Source organism: Pedococcus aerophilus (assembly GCF_039532215.1).
In the GTDB taxonomy this organism is placed as follows: Bacteria; Actinomycetota; Actinomycetes; order Actinomycetales; family Dermatophilaceae; genus Pedococcus; species Pedococcus aerophilus.
Map to the genome: position 1 here is coordinate 1,018,951 of NZ_BAAARN010000001.1, position 25,716 is coordinate 1,044,666.

Annotated in this window: 24 protein-coding genes and 1 pseudogene; 1 reads left to right on the forward strand and 24 read right to left on the reverse strand. The window is 71.7% G+C overall.

The genetic code is table 11. The features are described 5' to 3' along the window. Positions 1–43 precede the first annotated feature (43 nt). Positions 44–802 carry an ABC transporter permease gene (locus ABD286_RS04725; RefSeq protein ID WP_344190788.1) on the forward strand — a complete coding sequence of 253 codons (759 nt, stop codon included), beginning with the start codon at positions 44–46 and terminating at the stop codon, positions 800–802. Here the strand turns inward: ABD286_RS04725 and trmD are convergent. From trmD to ABD286_RS04840, 24 genes and pseudogenes are all read right to left on the reverse strand, one after another. Further along, on the reverse strand, positions 785–2,059 hold the full coding sequence (trmD, locus tag ABD286_RS04730) for a tRNA (guanosine(37)-N1)-methyltransferase TrmD (protein ID WP_344190790.1): 1,275 nt from the start codon (positions 2,057–2,059) through the stop codon (positions 785–787). The genes ABD286_RS04725 and trmD overlap by 18 nt on opposite strands. A 10-nt stretch (positions 2,060–2,069) precedes the next feature. Further along, positions 2,070–2,618: a ribosome maturation factor RimM gene (gene rimM / locus ABD286_RS04735; protein ID WP_344190792.1), complete on the reverse strand. Its 549-nt coding sequence runs from the start codon at positions 2,616–2,618 to the stop codon at positions 2,070–2,072. A 94-nt stretch (positions 2,619–2,712) separates the two neighbouring features. Continuing rightward, positions 2,713–2,955: an RNA-binding protein gene (locus ABD286_RS04740; protein ID WP_056915145.1), complete on the reverse strand. Its 243-nt coding sequence runs from the start codon at positions 2,953–2,955 to the stop codon at positions 2,713–2,715. Positions 2,956–2,957: 2 nt separating this feature from the next. Then, on the reverse strand, positions 2,958–3,470 hold the full coding sequence (gene rpsP / locus ABD286_RS04745) for a 30S ribosomal protein S16 (protein ID WP_344190795.1): 513 nt from the start codon (positions 3,468–3,470) through the stop codon (positions 2,958–2,960). Between the two features lie 248 nt (positions 3,471–3,718). Beyond that, positions 3,719–5,230: an SDR family NAD(P)-dependent oxidoreductase gene (locus ABD286_RS04750; RefSeq protein WP_344190797.1), complete on the reverse strand. Its 1,512-nt coding sequence runs from the start codon at positions 5,228–5,230 to the stop codon at positions 3,719–3,721. After that, complete coding sequence (locus ABD286_RS04755; RefSeq protein ID WP_344190799.1) at positions 5,227–5,700, reverse strand: RrF2 family transcriptional regulator; 474 nt, start codon at positions 5,698–5,700, stop codon at positions 5,227–5,229. The genes ABD286_RS04750 and ABD286_RS04755 overlap by 4 nt, the downstream gene beginning before the upstream one ends. Before the next feature lie 107 nt (positions 5,701–5,807). Beyond that, positions 5,808–6,134, reverse strand: coding sequence for a TOBE-like domain-containing protein (locus ABD286_RS18870; protein ID WP_425565356.1), 327 nt, complete (start codon positions 6,132–6,134; stop codon positions 5,808–5,810). Between the two features lie 30 nt (positions 6,135–6,164). Continuing rightward, a pseudogene (locus ABD286_RS18875) lies at positions 6,165–6,818 on the reverse strand (sulfate/molybdate ABC transporter ATP-binding protein); the annotation flags it as partial. Beyond that, positions 6,815–7,624 (reverse strand): sulfate ABC transporter permease subunit CysW, encoded by an 810-nt coding sequence (cysW, locus tag ABD286_RS04765; protein WP_344190803.1) that lies wholly within the window; start codon positions 7,622–7,624, stop codon positions 6,815–6,817. The pseudogene ABD286_RS18875 and the gene cysW, both read right to left, overlap by 4 nt. Beyond that, entirely contained in the window at positions 7,621–8,520 is a 900-nt protein-coding gene (gene cysT, locus ABD286_RS04770) for a sulfate ABC transporter permease subunit CysT (protein WP_344190805.1), read from the reverse strand. The genes cysW and cysT overlap by 4 nt, the downstream gene beginning before the upstream one ends. Positions 8,521–8,523: 3 nt before the next feature. After that, positions 8,524–9,558: a sulfate ABC transporter substrate-binding protein gene (locus tag ABD286_RS04775; protein WP_344190807.1), complete on the reverse strand. Its 1,035-nt coding sequence runs from the start codon at positions 9,556–9,558 to the stop codon at positions 8,524–8,526. Between the two features lie 212 nt (positions 9,559–9,770). After that, positions 9,771–10,856, reverse strand: coding sequence for an amidohydrolase family protein (locus ABD286_RS04780; RefSeq protein ID WP_344190810.1), 1,086 nt, complete (start codon positions 10,854–10,856; stop codon positions 9,771–9,773). 74 nt (positions 10,857–10,930) lie between these two features. Continuing rightward, a complete protein-coding gene (locus ABD286_RS04785; protein WP_344190812.1) occupies positions 10,931–11,803 on the reverse strand; it encodes an alpha/beta fold hydrolase in 873 nt (290 codons plus the stop codon). Beyond that, positions 11,800–13,422: a signal recognition particle protein gene (ffh, locus tag ABD286_RS04790; RefSeq protein WP_344190814.1), complete on the reverse strand. Its 1,623-nt coding sequence runs from the start codon at positions 13,420–13,422 to the stop codon at positions 11,800–11,802. The genes ABD286_RS04785 and ffh overlap by 4 nt, the downstream gene beginning before the upstream one ends. Positions 13,423–13,470: 48 nt before the next feature. Further along, entirely contained in the window at positions 13,471–15,849 is a 2,379-nt protein-coding gene (locus ABD286_RS04795; RefSeq protein ID WP_344190816.1) for a [protein-PII] uridylyltransferase, read from the reverse strand. A gap of 166 nt (positions 15,850–16,015) precedes the next feature. Beyond that, the gene (locus tag ABD286_RS04800) at positions 16,016–16,354 is read right to left on the reverse strand and encodes a P-II family nitrogen regulator (RefSeq protein ID WP_056883635.1); all 339 of its coding nucleotides are present in this window, start codon (positions 16,352–16,354) and stop codon (positions 16,016–16,018) included. Beyond that, entirely contained in the window at positions 16,351–17,745 is a 1,395-nt protein-coding gene (locus tag ABD286_RS04805) for an ammonium transporter (RefSeq protein ID WP_344190817.1), read from the reverse strand. Before ABD286_RS04805 ends, ABD286_RS04800 begins: the two co-directional genes overlap by 4 nt. A 140-nt stretch (positions 17,746–17,885) precedes the next feature. Next, a complete protein-coding gene (locus ABD286_RS04810) occupies positions 17,886–18,530 on the reverse strand; it encodes a maleylpyruvate isomerase N-terminal domain-containing protein (RefSeq protein WP_344190819.1) in 645 nt (214 codons plus the stop codon). A gap of 9 nt (positions 18,531–18,539) precedes the next feature. Continuing rightward, complete coding sequence (locus tag ABD286_RS04815; RefSeq protein WP_344190821.1) at positions 18,540–19,478, reverse strand: hypothetical protein; 939 nt, start codon at positions 19,476–19,478, stop codon at positions 18,540–18,542. After that, on the reverse strand, positions 19,475–19,936 hold the full coding sequence (locus ABD286_RS04820) for a hypothetical protein (protein WP_344190823.1): 462 nt from the start codon (positions 19,934–19,936) through the stop codon (positions 19,475–19,477). Before ABD286_RS04820 ends, ABD286_RS04815 begins: the two co-directional genes overlap by 4 nt. A 155-nt stretch (positions 19,937–20,091) precedes the next feature. After that, complete coding sequence (locus ABD286_RS04825; RefSeq protein WP_344190825.1) at positions 20,092–21,156, reverse strand: hypothetical protein; 1,065 nt, start codon at positions 21,154–21,156, stop codon at positions 20,092–20,094. A 2-nt stretch (positions 21,157–21,158) separates the two neighbouring features. Further along, on the reverse strand, positions 21,159–22,385 hold the full coding sequence (gene ftsY / locus ABD286_RS04830; protein WP_344190827.1) for a signal recognition particle-docking protein FtsY: 1,227 nt from the start codon (positions 22,383–22,385) through the stop codon (positions 21,159–21,161). A 140-nt stretch (positions 22,386–22,525) separates the two neighbouring features. Beyond that, positions 22,526–25,213, reverse strand: coding sequence for a WD40/YVTN/BNR-like repeat-containing protein (locus tag ABD286_RS04835; protein ID WP_344190829.1), 2,688 nt, complete (start codon positions 25,211–25,213; stop codon positions 22,526–22,528). 183 nt (positions 25,214–25,396) lie between these two features. Next, positions 25,397–25,669 (reverse strand): hypothetical protein, encoded by a 273-nt coding sequence (locus tag ABD286_RS04840; RefSeq protein WP_344190831.1) that lies wholly within the window; start codon positions 25,667–25,669, stop codon positions 25,397–25,399. Between the last annotated feature and the right edge of the window lie 47 nt (positions 25,670–25,716).

Sequence of the window (25,716 nt, forward strand, 5' to 3'; positions counted from 1 at the left end):
GGTCGCGTCCGGCAGGCGCCCGGACCGGCACTAGCGTGTCCGCGTGAGCATCGATCCCGGCTGGCCCGTCGCCGTCGCCCTCGTGGCCCTGCTCGCCCTGGCTGTCGCCGCGCACCGGGTGAACGGCTACGGGCTGGAGCGGTCGGCCGTGGTCGCGGCGCTGCGGGCGATCGCCCAGCTCGGGGTCGCCGCCCTGCTCATCACCGTGGTCGTGGACCACCTGTGGCTGTCGGTCCTGCTCGTCGGGGTCATGTTCGCCCTCGGCGTGCTGACGACCTCTCGTCGGGTGGAGGCACCGGCCTCGTGGCCGGCCGCCGCCCTCGCGATGGCCGCCGGTGTCGTGCCCGTGCTGGTCGTCGTCCTGGCGACGGGCACGATCCCGCCCGAGGGCATCGCCATCATCCCCGTCGCCGGGATCATCGTCGGGAACGCCATGACCGCCCACACCCTCGTCGGACGGCGTGCCTTCGCCGCGCTGCGCGACGAGCACGCGCAGTACGAGGCGGCCCTGTCGCTGGGCCTGCTGCCGGCGCAGGCGATCCGCGAGGTCGTCCACCGCCGCGCACCCGAGGCCCTGCTGCCCGGCCTGGACCAGGTGAAGACGACCGGCGTCGTCACCCTCCCGGGCGCCTTCATCGGGGTGATGCTCGGCGGCGGCTCGCCGGTGCAGGCAGCCACCGCGCAGGTCCTCGTGCTGTTCGGGATCATGGCTGCGCAGACCGTGACGGTGGGGGTCGCCGAGCGCCTCGTCGCCGCCCGCCGGCTCGTCCCGGCGGACCTGCGCTCAGCCCTCGTCGACTGAGCCGCGCACCCGCTTCTTGGTGAGGTCCACGGTGCCGGGGTACGCGCCCTCGCCGGGGACGGCCCGGTACCCCGCCTTGCGGTAGGTGCGCAGGTTGCGCTCGCTCCCCCGCCCGGTGTTGATCCAGTAGGTCGTGACGTCCGAGGGGGCTGCCGCCTCGACGTGGGCGAGCAGGGCACGCCCGAGTCCGTGACCCTGCAGGTCCGGGGCGACCATGAGCCGGCCGACCTGCCAGGTGGCGTCGTCGGACGGGTCGCGCCGACCGCGCACCGATCCCACCAGCCGCCCGGCCGAGCGGACCGTCCAGGTCTGCCACTGCCCCAGTCCGTCGACCACGTCGGCGAGCGACTCCACGAGCGGCGGGATGTCGAAGGAGCCGTTGGCCCGGCCCTCGGTGACCCAGCAGGCCCGCGACAGGGTGAGCAGCTCAGGGGCGTCGGCCGGCGTCGCGGTGGACACGTCGAGGCCCTCGAGCGCGCCCGTGGCGGCAGCACCGGGCATCGCCTGCGAGGCGTGCAGCAGGTCGGGACGCCGGGCGGCCGTGCGCTCCAGCCGCTGCTGGTGGCGCCAGGCCGCGATGCGGCCGTGGTCGCCCGACAGCAGGACCGGTGGCACGTCCCTGCGGACCCCGGAAGCAGACTCCCAGGACGAGGGCTTGGTGTAGACGGGGTACTCGAGCAGGCCGTCCTCGTGGGACTCCTCGACGAGGGACTCCGCGTTGCCGATCACCCCCGGGAGCAGGCGCGCGACGGCCTCGACGATGGCCAGGACCGCCACCTCTCCCCCGTTGAGCACGTAGTCGCCGAGCGACACCACGGTCACCTCGAGACCGAGGTCCTGCGCCGCGTGCTCGTAGACGCGCTCGTCGATCCCCTCGTACCGGCCGCAGGCGAAGGCCAGCCAGGGCTCCCCGGCGAGCTCGCGGGCCAACGCCTGGCTGAACGGCACGCCGCCGGGCCCCGGCACGATGAGCCTCGGACGGGCTGGCGCCGGGTCGTCGCTGCCGGCCACCGCCGCACCGCCGTCGTCCGAGCCTGCGACGTGGGCCAGCGCCTCGGCCCAGGGCTGCGGCTTCATCACCATGCCGGCGCCGCCGCCGTACGGCGTGTCGTCGACGCTCTGGTGCCGGTCGTGGGCGAAGTCGCGCAGGTCGTGGACCCGCAGGTCGAGCAGTCCGTCGCGGCGGGCCTTGCCGATGAGCGACAGGTCGAGCGGCGAGAGGTACTCGGGGAAGATCGAGACGACGTCGAGGCGCATGGTCAGGCGGTCACTCGTCGGCGAGCTCGAGCAGGCCGGGCGGCGGGTCGATGACGACGCGACGGGCCTCGACGTCCACCTCGGGCACGATCTCGTCCACGAACGGCACGAGGGCCTGACGACCGCTGGTGAGCGTCACGACGAGCAGGTCCTGGGCGACGCCCGTCTCGAGGCCTGCCACCTCACCGAGGGTGGCGCCGTCGGTGTCGACGACCGTGAGCCCGACGAGTTCGTCCTCGTACCAGCCGTCCTCGTCGTCGTCCACGTCGTCGATGACGTCACCGAGGGTGACGAACAGCCGGGTGCCGCGCAGGCCCTCGGCGCCGGTGCGGTCGGGGATCTGCTCGAACCCGAGCAGCCAGATCTTCTGGTGCAGGCGGGCCGTCGCCAGGGTCAGCGCCTTAGGGACACCGGACCCGGCCGGGGCCTCGGTCGCGAAGACGACGCCGGGGATGAAGCGGCGCTCCGGGTCGTCGGTGTGCGCCTGGACGGTGACCTCACCGCGCAGGCCGTGGGGCTTGCCGATGCGGGCGACGAGCAGCTGGTCGGTGGCAGGCATGGCCACGATCCTCTCAGGGTGGGTGGTGACATGCCGAGGGCCGCCGGGATCGTGATCCCAGCGGCCCTCGGAACGACCGGTTGTCGGAACGCTGTCAGCGGACCTTGTCGGTGTCGACGATGTCGACCCGGACGGTGTGCCCGCCGGCCAGCGCGCCCATGACGGTGCGCAGGGCGCTCGCGGTGCGGCCGGAACGGCCGATCACGCGCCCGAGGTCCTCGGGGTGGACCCGGACCTCGAGCACCTCACCGCGGCGGAGCTCCTTGCGTCGAACGGCAACCTCGTCCTTGTGGTCGACGATGCCCTTGACGAGGTGCTCGAGCGCCTCCTCCAGCACGGTCAGGCCTTGTCCGCGGCGTCGGCGGCCGGGGCCTCCGTGGTCGCGGCCTCGTCAGCCTTGGCGTCGTCAGCCTTGGCGTCGGCCTTGGGCTCCTCGACAGGAGCCTCGTCGGCCTTCTTGGCAGCCTTCTTCTTCGGGGTGGTCGCGGTGTCGCTGCCCGTGTCGCCCTTGCCGGCGGCGGCGATGGCGGCCTCGTAGAGGTCCTTCTTGGACGTCTTCGGAGCCTTGACCTTGAGGGTGCCCTCGGCGCCGGGCTCGCCCTTGTACTTCTGCCAGTCACCGGTCACCTTGAGCAGGGCGGCAACGGCCTCGGTCGGCTGCGCGCCCTGGCCCAGCCAGTACTGCGCACGCTCCGAGTCGATGTCGATGAGCGAGGGCTCCTCGGTCGGGTGGTACTTGCCGATCTCCTCGATGGCCCGGCCATCGCGCTTGGCGCGCGAGTCCATGACGACGACGCGGTAGAACGGTGCACGGATCTTGCCCATGCGCTTCAGACGGATCTTGACGGCCACGGTGGTGGTGTCTCCTTGTTCGTGTTGTGAGCACGGCGAGACCGCGCACGAGTCGCGCGGGGTGCCGGAACCCGGTGTAGGCGTTCCAGAGCCAGGAGGCCCGCTGCGGCGGGCGGAGCGGAGCTCCGCGCCATGCGTGGGCCCGTGCCTGGACGGGTACAGCGGACCATTCTGCCAGACGGCCGGGGGTGCCCCCGACCACGAGGTATGGCGCGTTGGCCCGCACGACGTCGTGGGGTCCGCCTGCGTCACCAGGGGCTGGGCCGGTAGTCCTTGACGAAGCAGCCGTAGACGTCCTCGCCGGCCTCCCCGCGCACGATCGGGTCGTAGACGCGGGCGGCACCGTCGACGAGGTCGAGCGGGGCGTGCCACCCCTCGGCCGCGATCCGCAGCTTCTCGTGGTGCGGCCGCTCGTCGGTGATCCAGCCGGTGTCCACGGCGGTCATGAGGATGCGGTCGGTCTCGAACATCTCCCCCGCACTCGTGCGGGTCAGCATGTTGAGCGCGGCCTTGGCCATGTTGGTGTGGGGGTGGCCGGCGCCCTTGTAGCGGCGTGAGAACTGGCCCTCCATGGCGGAGACGTTGACGACGTAGGCACGTCGCGCCCCGGCCGCCACCGCTGCGCGCATCGCGGGTCGCAGCCGCGACACGAGGATGAACGGGGCCGTGGCGTTGCAGAGCTGCACCTCGAGCAGCTCGAGCGGGTCGACCTCCTCGACCTTCTGGGTCCACGAGTTGTTGACCTGCGTGTCCGGCAGGAGCCCGCCGGCGTCGAGGGCCGTGCCGGCGAGGTGGGCGTCGAGGCTGGCGTGCCCGGCGGACAGGGCCATGGCGGTCATCGACGCTGCGGTCCGCTCGGCCAGCACCTGCTCGGCGTGCTCGGGCGACTCCCCCTCGTGGTGGGCGACCTGGTGCTCGCGCAGGGTGCCGATGAGGTTGGCCGGGTGTGCCTCGCTGATCCGGTCGAACGTCACGAGCTCGGGGAGGTCGACCCCCGACGGCAGCGGTGCGTTCTCGCCGTCGACGAGGTGTCCGTAGGACCCCGGCGAACGGCGCACCGTCTGGGCGGCGTTGTTGATGAGGATGTCGAGTGGGCCGGCCGCGGCGACCTCGTCGGCGAGCGCCACGACCTGGGTGGGGTCGCGCAGGTCGATGCCGACGACCTTGAGCCGGTGGATCCAGTCGGACGAGTCCTCTTGTGCCGCAAAGCGTCTCGCCGCGTCGCGCGGGAACCGGGTGGTGATGGTCAGGTGGGCGCCGTCGCGCAGGAGGCGCAGGGCGATGTACATCCCGATCTTGGCCCGGCCGCCGGTGAGCAGGGCGCGACGCCCGGTGAGGTCGGTGCGCTGGTCCCGCTTGGCATGGCTGAGCTCGGCGCAGTCGGGGCACAGCCAGTGGTAGAACGCGTCGACGAGGGTGTACTCCGCCTTGCAGATGTAGCAGCCGCGCGGCTTCATCAGCTCACCCGCGTGGGCGCCCCGGACGCTGGAGACGAGCGGGATCCCCTTGGTCTCGTCGTCGATCCGCATGGGGGACCCGGTGGCCGTCGCCGCGATGATCGCCTCGTCGTGCTCGACCTGCGGCTGGAGGGCCGCGCGACGACGGGACTTGCGGACACGCTTGTACATTCGCCCCGTGGCGCGCTTGATGGTCTCGATGTCCGGGTGGCCGGCGTCGAGCTCGGGCAGCAGCTCGAGCACCTTGAGCGCGGTGGCCAGGTCGTCGGGGTCGATCTGCTCGAGGGTGGCTTCGTCGGTCATCGGCTGCGCCACGCATCCGGGTCGTCGGCGAGCGCGGACACGCGCTCGGGCAACTCGCCGGACAGCACGTCGGCGAGGCTGGTCTCGTCGAGCACCGAGCGCAGGCTGGCCCGCACCGCGACCCACACGGTGGGCAGGTGCTCGGCGACGCCCTCGTACCTCGTCTCGTGCGGGCGCAGGCCACGCACCTCCGCGAGCGGTCCGTCGACGGCGCGGAACACGTCGCCGAGGCTGATGTCGCGCGGCTCGCGGGTCAGGGCGTAGCCGCCGCGGGCACCCCGGGTGCTTTTGACGAGGCCGGCCGTCTTGAGGTCGGCGGCGATGGCCTCGAGGAACTTGCGCGGGAGGGTCTGCCTGAAGGCCAGGGTCTCCACGCTCACCGGGCCGGCCGACGTGGTGGCCGCCTCGGCGAGGATGAGCATGGCCCGGACGGCGTACTCCGTGCGTGCCGAGATGTCCACGGTGCGCATTGTGTCGCACGCGGAGGGGATGACGTGCAGTGGCCTCGGTCTCCGCGACCGGTCACGCTCCGCCCACCCGCCGGCCTCGACGACTGCACGTCGCTGCCCGCGGCAGCTCAGATGGCGAGCGCGGGCTCCAGCTCGTAGGCGTCGGGGCCCTGGGTGGCTCTCGCGTAGACGGTCTCACCCTCGGTGAGGCCCAGCGCGTCGGCCTGGCCCCGGGTGACCTGTGCGGCGAAGCGCTGACCAGAGTCGGCCCGCAGGTCGATGCGCACCTCGAAGCCGAGGCGGACGACGCGCTCGACCACGGCCTCCACGACCCCGGCCGGGCTGCCGACGGCGGCATCGGCGGCCACGGCGCGGTCACGGCTGCGCTCCAGGGTGATGTCGTGCGGCCGGACCAGCTGTCCGCCGAGACGGGCGACCGAACCGAGGAACGACATCACGAAGTCGTTGGCGGGGCGGTCGTACAGCGACACCGGGTCGCCTACCTGCTCGATGCGGCCCTTGTTGAGGACGGCGATGCGATCGGCGACGTCGAGCGCCTCCTCCTGGTCGTGGGTGACGAGCACCGTGGTCACGTGGACCTCGTCGTGCAGCCGGCGCAGCCACTGGCGCAGGTCGGCGCGGACCTTGGCGTCGAGCGCACCGAACGGCTCGTCGAGCAGCAGCACCTCGGGGTCGACCGCGAGCGCCCGGGCCAGGGCCATCCGCTGGCGCTGGCCGCCGGAGAGCTGGGCGGGGTAGCGGTGCTGGAACCCGTCGAGGCCGACGATCTCGAGCAGGTCGTCGACCTTCTTGGCGATCTCGGCCTTGGGGCGCTTGCGGATGCTGAGCCCGAACGCGACGTTGTCCCGCACGGTCATGTGCTTGAACGCCGCGTAGTGCTGGAAGACGAACCCGATCCCCCGCTTCTGTGGCGCCACGCCGGTGACGTCACGGCCACCGATGACGATGGAGCCGGCGTCGAGTCGCTCGAGCCCGGCGATGGAGCGCAGCAGGGTCGACTTGCCCGAGCCGCTGGGACCGAGCAGCGCGGTCAGCGTGCCGGCCGGGATGTCGAGGGTCACGTCGTCGAGCGCGGCGAAGTCGCCGTAGTTCTTGCGGGCTCCGGTCACGGTGATCATGTCGTGCTCCTCTTGCGGTCGAGCAGGGTCATCAGCAGCAGGGTGAGGACGGCCAGTCCCATGAGCAGCGTGGCCGCGGCGTACGCGCCATACGTGTTGTGGTCGTCGATGTAGCGGGAGTGGACGAGCAGCGTGAGCGTCTGGCTCACCCCCGGGAAGCCGGAGCTGACCATGATCACCGCGCCGAACTCCCCGAGCGCACGGGCGATGGTGAGCACCACGCCGTACGTGAGTCCCCAGCGGATCGCGGGCAGGGTGATGCGCCAGAACGTCTGGGCCGAGCTTGCGCCGAGCGTGGAGGCGGCCTGCTCCTGCTCGGTGCCGATCTCGTGCAGGACGGGCTCGACCTCACGGACGACGAACGGCAGCGTCACGAAGATCGTGGCGATGACCATGCCGGGCAGTCCGAAGATGACGCGGATGCCCAGGCTGTTCTCGATGCCGCCGAACCACCCCGACGACCCCCACAGCAGGATGAGCGAGACGCCGACGACGATCGGCGACACCGCGAACGGCAGGTCGACGACGGCCTGGATGAGCCCGCGCCCACGGAAGCGGCCGCGCACCAGGGCCAGCGCGGTGCCGACGCCGAACACGACGTTCAGCGGCACGGTGATGGCCACGATGAGCAGCGACAGGTTGAGCGCGGAGATCGCCGCGGGAGTGCGTATGGAGTCGATGAACGTGCCGACCCCCTCACCGAAGGTGCGCCACAGGATGAGCACGATCGGCACGGCGAGCAGGAGCACGAGGTAGCCCAGGGCCACGGTGCGAAGGCTGATCCGGGCGGCGGTCGACGTCCTCATGCGGAGTCCTCCTCGCGGCGCTGGCTGCGGCCGGCGAGGACGCGGAGCACGAACAGCGTGACGAAGGCGATCGCCAGCAGCGCCACCGAGACGGCGGCCGCGTTGACGGGCCGGTCGATCTCGATCTGCTGCTGGATGTACTGCGAGGCCACCTGCGTCTCGCGGGGGATGTTGCCGCCGATGAGGACGACCGAGCCGTACTCGCCGATGGCCCGGGCGAACGCGAGCCCCGTGCCACCGATGACCGCCGGCGCGAGGGTGGGCAGGACGACGCGGCGGAAGGTGGTCCAGTTCGACGCCCCCAGCGACGCGGCGGCCTCCTCGACCTCGCGGTCGGCCTCGATGAGGACCGGCTGCACCGAACGCACGACGAACGGCAGGGTCACGAACGCCAGGGCGACGAGCAGGCCGGGCTGGGTCGCGTTGAGGTGGATGCCGACCGGGCTGTTCGGGCCGTAGAGCGAGAGCAGCACGATGCTCGCCACGATGGTCGGCAGCGCGAACGGCAGGTCGATCAGGGCGTTCACGATCCGCTTGCCCTTGAAGTCGTCACGGACCAGCACCCACGCGATGAGCGTCCCCATGACCGCGTTGACGAGGGCGACGACGACCGAGACACCGACCGTGACGCGGAGGGAGGCCAGCGCCACCGGTGCGGTGACGGCGTCCCAGAACCCCGACCAGCCCTCCTCGAAGGAGGTGACGGTCAGGGCCGCCAGCGGCAGCAGCACGATGATGCTGAGCCAGAGGCCGACAAGGCCGACGCCGAGCGGACGACCGAGGCCGCGGGCCAGTCCTGAGCCCCTGGGGCCATGGGGCTCCGGGCGCGCCCGCAGGGACGACACGTCGGTGTCGTCCCTGCGGTCATCCCTGCGCGGGGTGATCGTGGTGGTCATGGGTTACGACGTCGCCTTGTCGTAGATGAGCGCGATGGAGCCGGTCTCCTTCTTGAAGAGCGTCCCGTCGACGGTCTTCCAGCCACCGAGGTCGTCGATGGTCCAGAGCTTCTGCGGCTCGGGGAAGTCGGCCGCGAACTCCTTGGCCACGGTCGGGTCCACCGGGCGGAAGCCCGCCTGCGCCCACAGCTTCTGCGCCTCGGGCGTGAAGAGGAAGTCGTTGAAGGCCTTGGCCTTCTCGAGGTTCTTGCTCTTGTTGACGACGGCCGTGGGGTTCTCGATCTTGAACGTCGTGGGCGGCGTGACGTGCTCGACCGGGTCACCGCTGCGCTCGGCGAACAGCGCCTCGTTCTCGTAGCTCAGCAGCACGTCGCCGGTGCCCTGGAGGAACGTCTCGGTCGCCTCGCGTCCGGACTTCGGCTGCACCTTCACGTGGTCGGTGACGAGCTTCTCGATGTAGGCGAGCCCGGCGGCGTCGTTCTTGCCGCCGTCGCTCTTGGCGGCGTAGGGGGCCAGGAGGTTCCACTTGGCACTGCCGGAGCTGAACGGGTTGGGCGTGACGACCTCGACGCCGGGCTTGAGCAGGTCGTCCCAGTCCTTGATGCCCTTCGGGTTGCCCTTGCGGACGACGATCGTGACGACCGAGCCGAACGGGATCCCCTTGTACTGGTTGGCATTCCAGTCCTTGTCGACGAGTCCGGCATCGACGAGGCGGGTGATGTCGGGCTCGACCGAGAAGTTCACGAAGTCGGCCGAGGCGCCGGCGGCGACCTTGCGCGACTGGTCGCCGGACGCGCCGTACGACTGCTGGAACTGCACGCCCTTGCCGGCAGCCGTCGCGTTGAACGCGGGGATGACCTTGTCGAAACCGACCTTCGGGACGGCGTAGGCGTAGAGGTCGATGGTGCTCGTGGCCGCGCCTGCGTCGCCGGCGGCCGCACCGACTGTGTCGCTGGCACCTCCGCCCGCACAGGCCGTCATCACCATCGCGCCAACGGTCGCGACGGCGGCCAGGGCGAGGCGGGGGTGACGGTTCATCGTGGGCTCCTTCGGCGCCAGCAGGGCTGGCCGTGGTCACCGGCCGGACGGCAGGTGATCTCCTATGTGACACCTAGGATTTTGGATAGCGTTGCGTTATCGGTCAAATAACGTGCGCTTATGTCTCGCATCGTGGATGTGGTGAAACCACCCCTTCTCCGACAGGTCGCCCACCTGCCCTCGCTGGCTCCAGGGCGAGCGGTGTGGCGCGCTCAGACCTCGGTGCCGCGCAGCACCACGTGCTCCGGTGCGGCCAACGCGCGGATCTCGCGGCGGGGGTCTGCGGCGTAGACGACGAGGTCGGCGTCCGCGCCCTCCTCGAGCCCGGGGCGGCCGAGCCACGTCCGCGCGCCCCACGTGGCGGCATGAAGGGCCTCACCGGCGCTGAGCCCCGCCCTGGTGAGCTCGTGGGCCTCGTCGGCCACGAGGCCGTGCCGCAGCGAACCGCCGGCATCGGTGCCGAGGTAGATGGGGATGCCGGCGTCGCGGGCCGCGCCGATGGTGGCGTAGCGGCGCTCGTGCAGCGCGAGCATCCGCTGGTGGTAGGCCGGGAACTTCTCCTTGGCGGGCTCGGCGATGGCGGGGAAGGTCGCGATGTTGACCAGCGTGGGCACGATCGCGATCTGCTGCTCGGCGAACTGCGCGATCGTCTCGGGCTCCAGACCCGTCGCGTGCTCGATGCAGTCGGTGCCGGCGGCGGCGAAGTCGTAGAGCGAGGCCTCGCCGAAGCAGTGGGCCGTGACCCGCGCGCCCTCCTCGTGGGCGGCGGCGATGGCGTCGGTGAGGACGTCGACCGGCCAGCAGGTCGCGAGGTCGCCGGTGTCCCGGTCGATCCAGTCGCCGACGAGCTTGACCCAGCCGTCACCCGCCCTCGCCTCGAGCCGGACCCGCTCGACGAGCTGGTCCGGCTCGATCTCGTGGGCGAAGTTGCGGATGTAGCGACGGGTGCGGGCGATGTGGCGCCCGGCCCGGATGATCTTCGGCAGGTCGTCGCGCTCGTCGATCCACCGGGTGTCGGCAGGCGAACCCGCGTCACGGATGAGCAGCGTTCCGGCCTCGCGGTCGGCGAGCGCCTGGGACTCAGCGGTCTGGTCGTCGACCGCGCCGTGCGCGTCCAGGCCGACGTGGCAGTGCGCGTCGACGAGTCCCGGCAGCACCCAGCCGCGCAGGGTCTGGACGTCGCCACCGGCTGCCGTGGGCCGCTCGAACGTCAACCGCCCGCCGACCACCCAGGCCTCCGGACGCACATCGTCCGGCCCGACGAGGATCTCACCCTGCAGGTGCAGCACCGTTGCCATGGAAGGACCCTAGCGAGGCAGCCCGGAGTTCTCTCGCGCTGCGACCACCGCAGGCCCGGCAGGACGCGGACCGGTCAGGAGCCGTCGGCGAGCGGTCGGACGAACCGGCGCAGGGCCTCGACGACGACCTCGGGGGCATCGGTGTGCACCCAGTGCGAGGCACCCTTGACGGTCAGCTGGCGCACCTTCGGGAACAGCGCCTGCATCGCCGGCAGGTCCTCGTCGCGGATGTATTCCGACTCCGACCCCGCCACCCACAGCACAGGCCCGTCGAAGGCCGGGAGGTCACCGGCCGACGTGGGCCAGTCGGCGATGACCGAGCCGGTCCCCTTCGCGGCGTCCGCGGAGAACAGGCCCAGGTTGGCCTGCCAGCGCCAGGTGTCGCCGTCACGGCGCAGGTTCTGCATGAGGAAGGCCTTGACCCCGGCATTCGGTTCCTCGAACCGTGCCTCCGCGTCGCCACGCGAGGTCAGCGCCGACAACGGCAGCCGCTCCATCTCGGCGATGTAGCCGCTGAACCGCTCCAGGCTGCCGTAGGACTTCGGCGCGATGTCGACGACGACCAGCCTGGCGACGAGCTCGGGGTGCTGGAGCGCGAGCAGCATGGCGGTCTTGCCGCCGAGCGAGTGCCCGACGACCATCCACTTCGCATCGGCGTCGATGCCGCGCAGCGTCGCCGCCACCGCATCGGCGTAGGCCGCGAAGGAGAACTCCCCGCTCCACGGCGAGCGACCGTGGTCGGGCAGGTCGACCAGCGTCGAGCGGGCGCCGTCACCGTCCGGCCCAGCGAGCGCCTTGGCGATCTGCGACCAGTTGCGGCCCTGGCCGAACAGCCCGTGCAGGAACGCGACCCGCGGGCCGGCGGTGCCGACCGAGAGGGTGTGGAGCGTCGGCACCGACCCGGCCGCGGCGATCCCGCCGGGGGTCCCGTCAGCCCCGGCCGTCACCGTCCGAGGAACTTCTCGAAGCCCGCGGGCAGCTGGCTCGGGTCCATGTCGGCCGGGGCGCCGGACGCACCAGCGCCACCACCGAAGGCCGAGCCGCCGCCACCGCCACCGCCCGTGCGCGCGGCCTTGGCCTTCTCGGCCGCAGCGCGCTCGTCGGCCGCCCGCTTGGCGGGGTTGCCCGACTTGGACTTCTTGCGCTGCGGCTGCTGCTTGCCGCGCTTGCCGGCGCCGCCGCCCATCCCGGGGATGCCCGGCATGCCGGGGATGCCACCGCCACGGGCGAGCTGCTTCATCATCTTCTGCGCCTCGGTGAAGCGCTCGAGCAGGCCGTTGACCTCGGAGACCTCGACGCCCGAACCCTTCGCGATGCGCAGCCGACGCGACCCGTTGATCTGCTTGGAGTGGGTGCGCTCGAACGGCGTCATCGAGCGGACCATCGCCTCGATGCGGTCGAACTCGCGCGGGTCGAGGTTGTCGAGCTGGGCCTTCATCTGGCCCATGCCCGGCATCATGCCGAGCATCGACTTCAGGCCACCCATCTTCTTCAGGGCAGCCATCTGGTCGAGGAAGTCGTCGAAGGTGAAGTCCTCCTCGGCGAGGAACTTGCGCTGCATCTCCTGCTGCTGGCGGGCGTCGAACGCCTTCTCCGCCTGCTCGATCAGGGTGAGGACGTCACCCATGTCGAGGATGCGCGAAGCCATGCGGTCGGGGTGGAAGACCTCGAAGTCCTTCACGCCCTCGCCGGTGCTGGCGAACATGATCGGGCGGCCGGTGACCGAGGCGACAGACAGGGCCGCACCACCACGGGCGTCGCCGTCGAGCTTGGACAGGACGACACCGGTGAAGTCGACGCCCTCCTGGAACGCGAGCGCGGTGTCGACCGCGGCCTGGCCGATCATCGCGTCGATGACGAACAGGACCTCGTCCGGCGAGATGGCCGTGCGGATGTCAGCGGCCTGCTGCATGAGGTTGGCGTCGACCGCGAGGCGGCCGGCGGTGTCGACGATGACGACGTCGTGCTGGTTGCGGCGGGCGTGCTCGATACCGGCGCGCGAGACCCCCACGGGGTCGCCGAACGAGCGGGTGCCCTCGCCGGTCGGGCCGACGGCGTCGTGGCCGCCGATGTTGCCGCGCTCCGGGGCGTAGACCGGGACGCCCGCGCGCTCACCGACGACCTCGAGCTGGGTCACGGCGTTGGGTCGCTGGAGGTCGGCGGCGACGAGGATCGGGGTGTGGCCCTGCTCCTTGAGCCAGCGCGCCAGCTTGCCCGCGAGGGTGGTCTTTCCGGCACCCTGCAGACCCGCGAGCATGATGACGGTCGGCGGGTTCTTGGCGAACTGGATGGTCCGCGTCTGCCCGCCGAGGATGCCGACGAGCTCCTCGTTGACGATCTTGACGACCTGCTGGCCGGGGTTGAGCGCCCCCGAGACCTCCGAGCCGAGGGCACGGTCGCGCACCGCGGAGGTGAACTGCTTCACCACGGGCAGCGAGACGTCGGCGTCGAGGAGGGCGAGCCGGATGTCGCGCACGGTGGCGTTGACATCGGACTCGGACAACCGCCCCTTCCCCCGGAGGTTCTTGAAGGTGGCTGTCAGGCGGTCGGAGAGAGACGTGAACACGGCCCTCAGACTAATCGGTCGCGGCGGGGCACACCGACACGACCGCCGTCATGAGCCCGGGGCCGCCCCGTCGCAGATGTCGATGACCATCGCCACGGTCTGGGCCACCTTGGCCGGTGGCAGCAGCCGCCCGCCGAACTCGGTGACGTAGAACGTGTCGAGCGTCTGCCCGGCATAGGTGGCGATGTGCGCGGACCGCACGGACAGGCCCGCCTTCGCGAACCCCATACCCAGCTCGTGGAGCAGCCCCGGACGGTCCTGGGCGCGCACCTCGATCACGGTCGCCTCCTCGGACGCGTGCGGGACGACCAGGGCCCGGGCCTGGCCGGGCGAGCCCGTGCCGGCCTCGGCGCTAGGGCGTGCCGCGAACTGGCGGCGGCGGTCGAGCAGCCCGAGCGGACCGCGGTCGCCCTGGGCGAGCCGTTCGAGGCCCCGGACGATGCGCTGCTCGTCCGGCGGCTCGGTGCTCGGGCTCTCGACGTGCCACTCGTTGGCGGCGACGCCGTCGACCGTGCGCAGGATCGCGGTGCGGACGACGAGCCCGTATGCAGCGAGCAGCCCTGCGGTGTCGGCGAAGAGTCCCAGCCGGTCCCGGTCGAAGACGTCGATGCGGTAGGACCCGCCCATGGGGCGGACGACGACGCGGGGCTCCCCCGCGGCGACGGACTCGAGGTCCGCTGCGGCCACGGCGGTGCTCTCGGCAGGTGGGGGCATGGTTCCTTCCTCCCACCCGGTCCGGGCGGCTTCGGCGAGCTGGCGCAGGAGGGTGGCGCGCCAGTCGGTCCAGGCCTGCGGCCCGGCGGCGGAGGCGTCGGCCTCGGTGAGGGCGACGAGCAGGTCGAAGACCTCCCGCGAGCCACCGACGGCGGCGCGGGCCGCGGTGACGGTCCCCGGGTCCTGGTGATCGCGCCGGGTGGCGAGGTCGATCAAGGTGAGGTGCTCGCGCACCAGGGTGGTCACGATGTCGACGTCGGCGGCCGGGTAGCCCAGGCGGGTCGCGATGGCGCGGGCGAGCGGTGCCCCGCTGGCCGAGTGGTCGTGGGCCCCCGGGATCTTGCCGATGTCGTGCAGGAGGGCGGCGAGCAGCAGGAGGTCGGCGCGGCTCACCCCGCGCACCAGTCCCCCGGCGATGACGACCGTCTCGATGAGGTGGCGGTCGACGGTGTGGCGGTGGACGGCGCTGCGCTGCGGACGCGAGCGCACGGCGGCCCACTCGGGCAGCCAGCGGTCGATGATCCCGGCCTGGTCCAGGCCCTCCCAGACGCCGATGAGGCCGGGGCCGGTGGCGAGGAGGTCGGCGAACAGGTCGCGGGCGATCTCCGGCCACGGCTCCTCGAGGGTCGGCGGCTGCCCGGCGAGGTTGGCCAGCGTGGTGGGGGCGATCGGCAGGTTGTTGCGGGCAGCGACGACGGCAGCACGCAGCGGCAGCAGCGCGTCGGAGGACAGGGTGCTGCGCGGGCCGAGGACGACCTCGCCGTCGTGCTCGAACATGCCGAAGCCCAGCGGGTTGAGCTGCGGGCGGCGGGGCCCGACGCGCAAGGTGCGGGCGCGCTGGGACTGGCCGGCGCGCCGTACCGTCCCGTCGAGGGCGTAGGCGATGGTGCGGCCGGCGGTCGCGACCTCGGTGAGCATGTCGTCGGAGTCCTGGTGACCCAGCAGGGCCGCGACGGCGTCGTGGTCCTCGCGGGTCAGGCGGTCGCGGCCCTTGCCGGTGACCACGTGGACGGCGTCGCGCACGTCGAGCAGGACCCGGTGCGCGGCGTCGACGGCCTCATGGGGACGGTCGGTGAGCCAGGCCGCCACGAGGGCGTTGAGGACCGTCATGTCGCGCAGGCCGCCGTGGGCCTCCTTGAGGTCGGCCTCGAGGCTCTGGGCGAGGTCGCCGTGCCGGGCGTGCCGGGCCTTGAGGCCGTCGATGAGCTGTGGGAGGCGACGGCGGGCGTTGGCCCGCCAGTCGTGGGAGACCGTGGACCGGGCGGCGGTGACCACCTCGGCGTCACCGGCCACGCACTGCAGGTCCAGGAGCCCGACCGCCGCGGTCAGGTCACCGGAGGCGACGGTGCGGCACTGGTTGACGGTGCGGACCGAGTGGTCGAGGCGCACCCCGGCGTCCCAGACGGGGTACCAGATGCGGTCGGCGAGGCCGCGCAGGTCCTCCCCCGACAGCGAACGGCCGTAGTGCAGCAGCACGAGGTCGACGTCGCTGAGCGGGCCGGCGTCACCGCGGGCGAGGCTGCCCACCGCGGCAAGCGCCACCCCCTCGGCGCGGCGACCGTCGAGGGCCTGCTGCCACACGGTCGTCAGCCACTCCCGGGTCAGGGCGGCGATGGCGTCGCGGCGCACCTGCCCCGCACCGGGGGCGTCGAAGCCCCGGGCACCGGCCAGGTCCAGGCGGCGAGCCGCCAGGTCGGTCTGCTCGATCGTCATGTCAGCCACTGTGCCCTCTCGTCATTTCGCGCAGTGCGCACGCGTGTTACGGCTGTGTTAGCGCCCCGGCGGCGCAAAGGCCGACACCCGGGACGGGGGGATCGTCCCGGGTGTCGGCCGGTGGGGGCGCTCCGTCGGGGGCCGGAGCGGGTGGTGCGTCTGTCGGTCAGAGTGCGTCGACCCCGCGCTCCCCGGTGCGGACGCGGACGACGTCCTCGACGGGGACGGTCCAGATCTTGCCGTCGCCGATCCGACCGGTCTGGGCCGACTTGAGGATGACGTCGGCGACAGAACCGGCGTCGATGTCGTCGACGAGGACCTCCACCCGGACCTTGGGCACGAAGTCGACGGTGTACTCGGCACCGCGGTAGACCTCGCTGTGGCCGCGCTGGCGGCCGTAGCCGGACGCCTCGCTGACGGTCATGCCCGAGATGCCGTAGGCCTCCAGGGCCTCCTTGACCTCGTCGAGCTGGTGGGGCTTGATGATGGCGGTCACGAGCTTCATGCGCTGGCTCCCTCGTGGGTCTTGGCGCTGGGCGCCGAGGTGGACACTGCACCGGAGGAGCCGAAGCGGCCGCCGGTCAGGCTGCCCAGGTCGTATCCGGACTCACCGTGCTCGGACTGGTCGATGCCGTCGGACTCCACGTCCTTGTCGACGCGCCATCCCATGGTGGCCTTGAGGGCCAGGGCGATGACGGCCGTCAGGATGCCGGAGATGAGCAGCGAGGCCACGGCGATGAGGATCTGCACGACCAGCTGGTCGATGCCGCCACCGTAGAACAGGCCCGAGGAGGTGGCCAGGAGGCCGGCACCGATGGTGCCCCAGAGGCCGGCGACGAGGTGCACACCGACGACGTCGAGCGAGTCGTCGTAGCCGAACTTGTACTTCAGGCCGACGGCGAGGGCCGACAGGGCACCGGCGACGGCGCCGAGGATGAGCGAGCCGACGGGCGACAGGGCGCCACAGGCGGGGGTGATGGCGACCAGGCCGGCGACGACACCGGAGGCACCACCGACGGTGGTCGCGTGGCCGTCCCGGATCTTCTCCACGAGGAGCCAGCCGAGCATCGCGGCGCAGGTCGCAGCGGTCGTGTTGACCCAGACCAGCGAGGCGAGGCCGTCGGCCGCGAGCTCGGAGCCCGCGTTGAACCCGAACCAGCCGAACCACAGCAGGCCGGCACCGAGCATCACGGTCGGCACGTTGTGCGGACGCATGGCCTGGGTGCCGAAGCCGAAGCGCTTGCCGACGATCACGGCCAGCACCAGGCCGGCGATACCGGCGTTGATGTGGACGACCGTGCCACCGGCGAAGTCGATCGGGAGCACGTTGGCCACGCCGTCGGTCGCACCGTAGATGGCGGCGGACAGGCCGCCCTCGGCGCCGGACAGGATGCCGCCGCCCCAGACCATGTGGCTGATCGGGAAGTAGACGACGGTCGCCCAGATGCCGGAGAAGACCAACCAGGTGCTGAACTTCACGCGGTCGGCCACCGCGCCGCTGATGAGCGCGACGGTGATCACCGCGAAGGTCAGCTGGAAGCCGACGAACAAGATCTCGGGGATGAACACGTCGACGCCGAACACGTCGATGAGGCGCGAGCCGTCGGGCCCGATGACGCCGTTCAGCCCGAACAGGTGGAACGGGTTGGCGAACAGGCCCGCGATGTCGGACGAGCCGTCCTGCAGGTTGCCGAACGCCATGGAGTAGCCCCACAGCACGTACACGACACCGACGACGCCCAGGGCCCCGAACGACATCATGATCATGTTGAGGACCGACTTCGATCGGGTCATGCCGCCGTAGAACAGCGCCAACCCGGGGGTCATGAGGAGCACCATGGAGGCTGCGACGAGCATGAAGGCGGTCGCGGCCTCGTTGATCGTGGGTTCTGTCATGGCCAGAACTGTGACGCCCCGGCGTTTCAGGTCGTGCCCGCGTTTGTTACGGGCGTGTTAGCGGTTGGTCACCGGCGTAAGAATCAGGTTTCTTGCGCCGGTATGGCGCTCGCCAAGGTTTCGTCAGCACCGCCCGGAGGTCAGAACGCCGACACCGAGCCGGGTGCCCGTTGCGGGCGCGAGAGGGCCCGGACCAGGGCCGCCTGGCCGTGCCGTCGCACCGCGACACCGGTCAGCAGGGCCAGGACCGGCTCGATCACCTCACGGCGGTGGGTGGGGGTGTCCAGGTCCACGCTCGAGGCGAGGTCGTCACCGTGCACGACCAGCTCCATCATGCGGGTCGTGAGGAAGTCGGTGGTGGTCAGCGACCAGCCCTGCCACGGCAGGTGGATGGTGTCGGGGTCGCGGGGCGCCGCCAGCAGCGCGGGCAGGGCGTCGATGGTGACGCGGGCCCCGGCCAGCACGGCGTCGCGCCCGGACCGGGCCTGCTCGTTGCCGCCCTCGCGGATGCCGACGTTGACCTCGTCCTCCGGCGCAGCCCTGACCCACGCGGCCCGCTCGTAGTGCTCGGCGAGCGTGATCGGCTCCTGTGCCTTCGGCTCGGCGCGCAGGCCGTCGGCGACGAGGTCGGCCTGCTGCAAGAGGTGGTGGGTCAGGCCGCCCACCGTCATCCCGGAGCAGCTGCTCTCGCGGTCCCAGGCGGCGGCCACCTGAGGGGTGGTCGCCAGCTCCCGGGACAGGTCGACGGCGGCGAGGAAGGCTGCGGCGTGCTCGGCTCGGCTCATCGGCCGATGCTAACCAGCGGTGCCGACCGTCGCCCCCGGACGACGTCCGGCCGGGTCCGGTGCGACCGCCTCAACGGGCTCCCCCGGTGGTGACCCGCTCGAGGGCGGTGACCCACCCGGGAGGCGGGGGAAGCGCTCGCGCAGCCACGCGGCATACCGCTCCAGGGGCAGGAAGGCGAGCATCATCACGAGGTGCGGCCAGAAGGCGATGGTGATGGCGGCGTAGGTCATCGCGTGGAAGACGAACCACCCGGCCACTACGCGGCGCCGCCACCGCTCGGAGAGCAGGAAGATCACCGGGGCCGTGAGCTCGGCCGCGAACAGCACCCACTGGAACGCGTGCAGCGTCCACGGCACCTCGAGCAGCCACTGGGCCATCGGCGTCCCCCGGCGCACCACCGCCCGCACCATGGTCGCCGAGTTGACCCACTCCCAGCCGCCGAAGCGGATCTTGGCCCAGGCGGACAGGAAGTACGTCGCCACCGCGGCCAGCTGGATGGCGCGCAGCGCGAAGCCCGCGGCCTCGCTACGGCGCCGGTCGGACAGGTGGGCGATCCCCACGGTCGGCAGCAGCGCGAGCGCCACGACGAAGTCGGCCCGGTCGTGGTCGACCTTGCCGTAGGAGAAAGCGACGTACTGGTACCAGACCCAGCCGACGGCCACGGTCCACCCGAGCAGCCGCGGTGCCCGGCCGGTCATCGCGGCGAGGGCTGCGAGCACGCAGCCCCACTTGAGGGTCTGGACGAGCAGCACCGTCGCGGCTGGCAGGTGCAGCACCTCCCCCATGACGAGGGGCTCGTACCAGACGGGGTCGGCCCAGCCGTGGTACCAGCCGGAGGTGTGCAGGCCGAGGACGTCGATGACGACGAACGCGAAGACGAGCAGCCGCAGGACGGCCACCCGCGCGAGCGGCATCGGCGCGAAGAGCCATCCACTCAGGCGTGTCATCGTGCCTCCCACTGCGCGACGACCTGGGTGCGGACCTCGCCCGTGGGCTTCCGGTCGACGACGACGATCTGGCGGCGGACCACGCGCAGGGCGGTCCACTCGGGGGCGTCCGGGCGCAGCTCGGCGTGGCTGCGGGCGAGCGTCCCAAGCCGTGCGGGGTCGGCCTCGATCTGCGGTATGCGGCCCTCGATCTCGGCGCGGTTGAGGCCGGTGTTCTCCGGGGTCAGCGGAGCGCTGACCCACGTGTCGGGGGCGTCGGCGGTCTGCACCTCGATGCCGGTGGAGATCACCGACCCCGTGGCCGCCTGCGAGGTGGAGAACATCCGCCACGGGCTGAACGGCCACCAGTGGTCGTCCCCGACGAGGGAGCCGGCGCAGAAGAGGACGGTGAGCGCGAGGACGACGACGGCCCGCCACGACTTCGCAGCGGCGCCCAGTCGCACGACCCCCGGTTCCACGCCCACAGGGTAGGCGATGGGAGGGCTGTGGTCGGCGACCACAGCGCCCGTACGGCGCCACCCACCCGAGTCTTTGAGCGTCTGACCCCACCCTGACGGGGTCAGACGCTCAAAGACTCGGGTCACGGGCGGTGCCCCCGCTCAGTGGCGCCGGGTCATCGGCGTTGCGCGCGTCGGGCCAGCCGGGTCGCCAGGAGGGCGACGAGGACGAGGGCGACCGAGCCGCCGAGGCCGGCGACGAGCTGGGCACGGTTCACCGGCGGGGTGGCGTCGGGCGCCTGACCCGGACCCGTGATCGGGCCGGCGCTCGGACCCGAGGTCGACGCAGACGGAGCGGGGGTGGCTGCCCGGGTCGCCGCCGAGGAGGGCGAGGCGACCGGTGTCGCCGGCACGGTGACCTGCTGCACCGGTGACCGGCTGCCTTCGCTCCCGACGAGCAGGCCCTGGTCGGCGCCCGGGGCGAGGGCGATCGTCTCGCCCTGGCGCTGGAGCGGGAGCAGGGCGGACACCAGGGGGCGCCACGACGTGGGGTCGAGCAGGACGAGCTGGGTGTAGGTGCGGACGGCGAGCGCCGACCCGTCACCGAGGAACACCGCGTCGGTCGCCGTCGCAGGGGCGTCGGCGAGGCGCTCCAGGCGGTTGACGCCCTGTCGACTCGGTTTCTCGGGCAGGGCGTAGACGCCGCCGTCGGCGCTCTTGGTGACGATGACGACGCGCCCGGTCGTGGGGTCGACGGCGATCGACTCCGCGTCGTGCGGCCCGTCGGGGTAGGTCAGCTCCCACGAGGCCCAGCCACCGCTGGTGGTGCCGAGCGCCGGTTCGTCGAACCAGAAGACCCTGACGACCTCGCGGGAACGGGCGTTGTCACCGATGTCGGCGACGAGGACCCGTCCCTGTGGGGTGACCGCGAGCGCCTCGACGTCGACCACCGGCGCGCCGAAGGAGTGGACCCCGACGGTCTTCCCGGTGCGGGTGTCGACGGCGAAGATCCGCGCGGAGTCGCCCGAGTCGTTGGCCGTCCAGACGGTGTGCGGGTGGGCCCGGCTCAGCGCGAGCCCCGAGGACTCCTCGATCCGGTCGTCGAGGATCCGGAACCCGCCGCCCGCGGACGCGGTCGTGCCGACGGTGGCGGAGGCGGTCGCGCCGGTGGACGCCATACCCAGTGCTGCCGCGGCGAGGACCGCGGCAGCGAGCCGTCGGGCCGGTCTCAGGTGAGGCACCCTCAGTCGAGCAGCGCGTCGACGAACGCCTCGGGATCGAACGGCGCGAGGTCGTCCGGGCCCTCCCCCAGGCCGACGAGCTTGACCGGCACGCCGAGCTTGCGCTGGACGGACACGACGATGCCGCCCTTGGCCGTGCCGTCGAGCTTGGTCAGGACGATGCCGGTGACATCGACGACCTGGGCGAAGACCTCGGCCTGGCGCAGGCCGTTCTGCCCGGTGGTGGCGTCGAGGACGAGCAGGACCTCGTCGATCGGGCTCTGCTTCTCGATCACGCGCTTGACCTTGCCGAGCTCGTCCATGAGGCCGACCTTGTTGTGCAGGCGACCCGCGGTGTCGACGAGGACGACGTCGGCCTCCATCTCCATGCCGGCCTTGACGGCGTCGAACGCGACCGCCGCGGGGTCGGCGCCGTCGCGGTCGGAGCGCACCGTCGGCACCCCGACGCGGGCGCCCCAGGTCTCGAGCTGGTCGGCGGCGGCGGCGCGGAACGTGTCTGCCGCACCGAGGACGACGTCCTTGTCCTCGGCCACGAGCACGCGGGCGAGCTTGCCGACGGTGGTGGTCTTGCCGGTGCCGTTGACGCCAACGACGAGCACGACGGCCGGACGTTCGCCGACGCGGCTGCTGGCGACGGCGCGGTCCATCCCGGGGTCGACGAGGCGCAGCAGGTCCTCACGCAGCCAGCCGCGGACGGTGGCCTCGTCGGTCGTGCCCTCGACCTTGACGCGGGCCCGCAGGCTGTCGACGAGCTCGGTGGTGGCCTCGACGCCGAGGTCGGAGGCGATGAGGGTGTCCTCCACCTCTTCCCAGGCGGCCTCGTCGAGACGCCCTCGGGAGAGCAGGGCGAGCAGGCCTTGGCCGAGGGCGGAGTTGGAGCGCGACAGGCGGGCGCGCAGCCGGGTGAGACGGCCCTGGGCGGAGTCGGGGCGCTCGACGCTCGGGGCGACCTCGGGCTCGGGCAGGGTCTGCGGTGCGGGCAGGGTGTCGACCCCGCCACCGACATCCTCGACCGAGCGCTTCGGCGCGTCACGCGGCTCGGTGGCGTCGTCGCCGACACCGGGCAGGACCTCGGTGTCGGTCGTGCCGGTCGGCGCCGGGGTGCGTGGCGCGTCCTTGGTCTTCCCACCCCGGCCACGCACGAGCCCGAGCAGGGCGCCTCCGAGGACCACGAGGATCCCGACGGCGATGGCAATCCATTCCCACAGCTGATCAATCACGCGGGTCATCCTCCCCCATCACCGGTGCTGCACACGATTCGACCTCGGCCACCGGACGGCGCCGTGCCCGCGCCGGGTCCTGCCGGACAGCACGGTGGGCGGTCGGGGTCACCCCCGACCGCCCACGTCGTGCATGGTCGGACCTGCTACTAAGGAGCGGTGATGCTCCAGATGCCCCGACCGTGGGTCGCGGCGTAGAGGTTCCCGTCAGGACCGGACTCGAGGTCCATGACCACCGTGAGCGGCAGGCCCGTGCCGAGCTGCTGCCAGGTCGTCGCACCCGGCGCCCGGTAGAAGGCAGCCAGGTCGGTGCCCAGGACCACGCCGCCGTTCGCGAGCTGCTTGATGCTGCTCGCCGGGACGTCGGGAAGGTTCGCGCTCGTGTCCGTCCACGTGGCGCCCCCGTCCCGGGTCTCGTAGACGTGACCGACACCCGCACCGGGGCCCTCGGTGAACCGGCGCGAGAAGCCGTTGATCGCGGCATACGCGTGCTGGGTGTTGGTCGGGTCGATGCCGATGCCCTGGACGAACCGGTTGGGGAAGCCCGAACCCAGGGTGAGCTGGTGCCACGTCCCGCCGGCGTTGGTCGCGATGCCCCGGGCGAAGCCGGCGTTGTTGCACGGACCGCACCAGGAGACGTAGGAGACACCGTTGTGCATCGACACGGCCGTGGCCGAGTGGCCCGTACCGAGGTCGAACGCCTTGGTCAGGTCCGAGGCGCTGCGCGTCGCGGTCCAGCCCTTCATGCCGGTGTAGACGAACTCGCCACCGAAGATGAAGTGGTCCGGGTTGCCCGAGTCCAGCGAGATCGGCGCGATGAACCGCGGGAGCGGGTCGCCGGGGTCGAGGGAGTACGACGTCGCCTCGGCCTCGGACTGGGCGCCGGGGTTCAGCGCGCAGTTGTTGGTGATCTTCACCGCCAGGTTGGTGTACTCCTGCAGCTGGTTGCAGCCCTGGCGCGGGTCGGCCGCACCATCGCCGCCGTCGCCACCGAAGTTGGACCCCATCTTGGTGTCGCCGTTGCTGCCGTCCGGGCGGACGGCGAACAGGTTGGACACCCCGTTGTCCTGCAGGCCACCGGAGACGACGACGCCGCCGTTCTTGGCGTCCTTGCCGACGGAGACCGAGTAGTACTGGAGGGCGTCCATCGTGCCGTCGGCCGTCGTGGACTCGAGGTCCGTGGCGTTGCCGTTGGCGTTGACCGTTCCGTTGACCGGGCGGCGGTAGACACCGCCGTCGTTGCCGAAGAACACCATCGGCTTGCCACCCTGGGTGCCCACGGTGACCGAGTGCTGGTCGGGGTGGCCTGCGAGCGGACAGGTGTTCGAGGCGTCGGAGAGGCTCCAGCACGGGAAGGTGAAGTTCCAGTACGGCGACACGGCCGACCAGTGCGACCCGGCGTCCTTGGTCTCGAAGACCTCCTCGAGACCGGCCCAGACGTGGTCACGGTTCGCGGGGTCGACCTGGAGGAACTGGTTGTACCAGGCCTGCACCCCGACGGCGTAGCCCTTGCGGTCGAGCGCTGAACCGCTGTTGTGCAGCTGGGCTGCGTCGGCGATCTTGTTCCACGGCCCGCTCGGCGAGCCCGACTTGGAGACGAAGATGCCGGCCAGCGAGGAGGCGGAGTTGATCTTGCTGGGCTGCTGCACCTCCGCGTAGAGCCGGCTGCCGTCCTTGCTGAACGCGAAGGTCGTGTAGCCCACGTCGCTGCCGTTGGTGATGCCACCGAGGGTCACCGAGAGCTTGTGCCAGCTCGACGGCCCCTGCGTGAAGTCGTTCGTCTCGTAGAACCCGTTGTACGTGTCACCCGAGCGCCAGCCGATGGCGGCGATGACGTGCTTGGGGTTCTTGGGGTCCACGGCGATGTCGTTGACGATGTTCTTGTAGGCCGCGTTGGTCGCGCCCGACTCCGTGTTGCCCTTCCAGTCGGAGCCGGCCGGGACGAGGGTGTTGCCCGCGTCGTCCTTGATCTCCGGCATCCACGACATGTTCGGGGCGAACCCGAAGGTCCAGGCCCCGGCCTTGCTGCCGGCGGCGTGGTACCAGATGCCGCGGTTGGTCGCCGCGAAGACGTTCGTGCCGCCACCGAAGCGGATGCGACCGATGGTCGTCGACTCGAGCTCCTTGCCACCGACGCGGTCGGTCGGCGCAAAGCTGCCGCTCGTGGGGTTGGCCAGTCGGTAGACACCAGCGCCCACGTAGGACGTGCCACCCGTGTTCGCCTCGCCCGTGGCGTACCAGAGCGAGCTGTCGCCGGCGAGCTGCAGGTCGCCACCGCTGAGCGAGGGCAGGGTGTCCGCGATGGGGGTCCAGCCCCCGCCACCGGTGGAGGAGCGCCACACGCCGCCGTCCGCGCCGGCGGCATACACGTGGTTGCTCGTGTCGGCTGCGAGGCCGGTGATGCGGCCGGTGACCTTGCCGGCGCCACCGGAGGAGTTGGAGTTCCAGTCGCGGTAGCGCGGGTCGTCGGCGTCGTAGGTCACCTTGGTGACCTCGTGCCACGTGCCTGCCGTCTTCGGCAGGGACTGGAGCTGCGTGTATGCCGAGCCGTACGCCCCGGGGGCGACGATGCCGGGCGCGGTGCGCGCCTGCTCGAACTGCTCCGCGATCGTCACCGCTTCCTTGGACTCGCTCTGCGCCTCGGAGGGGTTGCCCCCGGCGATCATGAGCGCCTTCTCCATGACGGCGGCGTTGTAGTGCTTGTCGCGCCACTGGTACTTCAGCCAGGCCTCGTTCAGCTCATGGCGGCCGAGGAAGCCGCTGGCTCCTCCGGCGACGAGGGCGATCCCGGCACCGGCTGCCACCAGCCTGCGTGCCCGGGGTGTGAGGGATGCCATGCGTGTCTCCTCCAGATCAGGACATGACCCGGTCCGGGTCCGCCCCAGCATCAGGGGTAGACACACGTGCGGCCCATGACATCTGTCATGGGCCGTTCAGTCGAAGGAGGTCGTCAGCCGTTTCGGTGAACGCGCAGGTCGAGGGGTGGACCGTGACGCGGCATCTGCGCCGTCTGTGATGGCTCAGCTCGCCTGGCGGTGGCGACCGGTCTCGTCGGCCGGCTCGCGCTGGACGGTGTCGCTGACCTTGTCCTTGGTGGCGGACAGGACGTCACCGGTCTTCTCGATGGTGGACTCGAGCGTCGACTCGGTCTTCTCCTTGACGGCGGCGACGATCTCCTCGCCCTGCGGGCTGAGCAGCTCGCGTCCCTCGCGGCGCGCGGGGACCGCCACGACGGCGACGACGGCCAGGGCCAGTCCGACGCACAGCAGCATCCCGATGATCAGCGCAACCATGGGACCAGAGTGCCTTGCCCCGGCGCCCCCGACCAAATCGACACCCC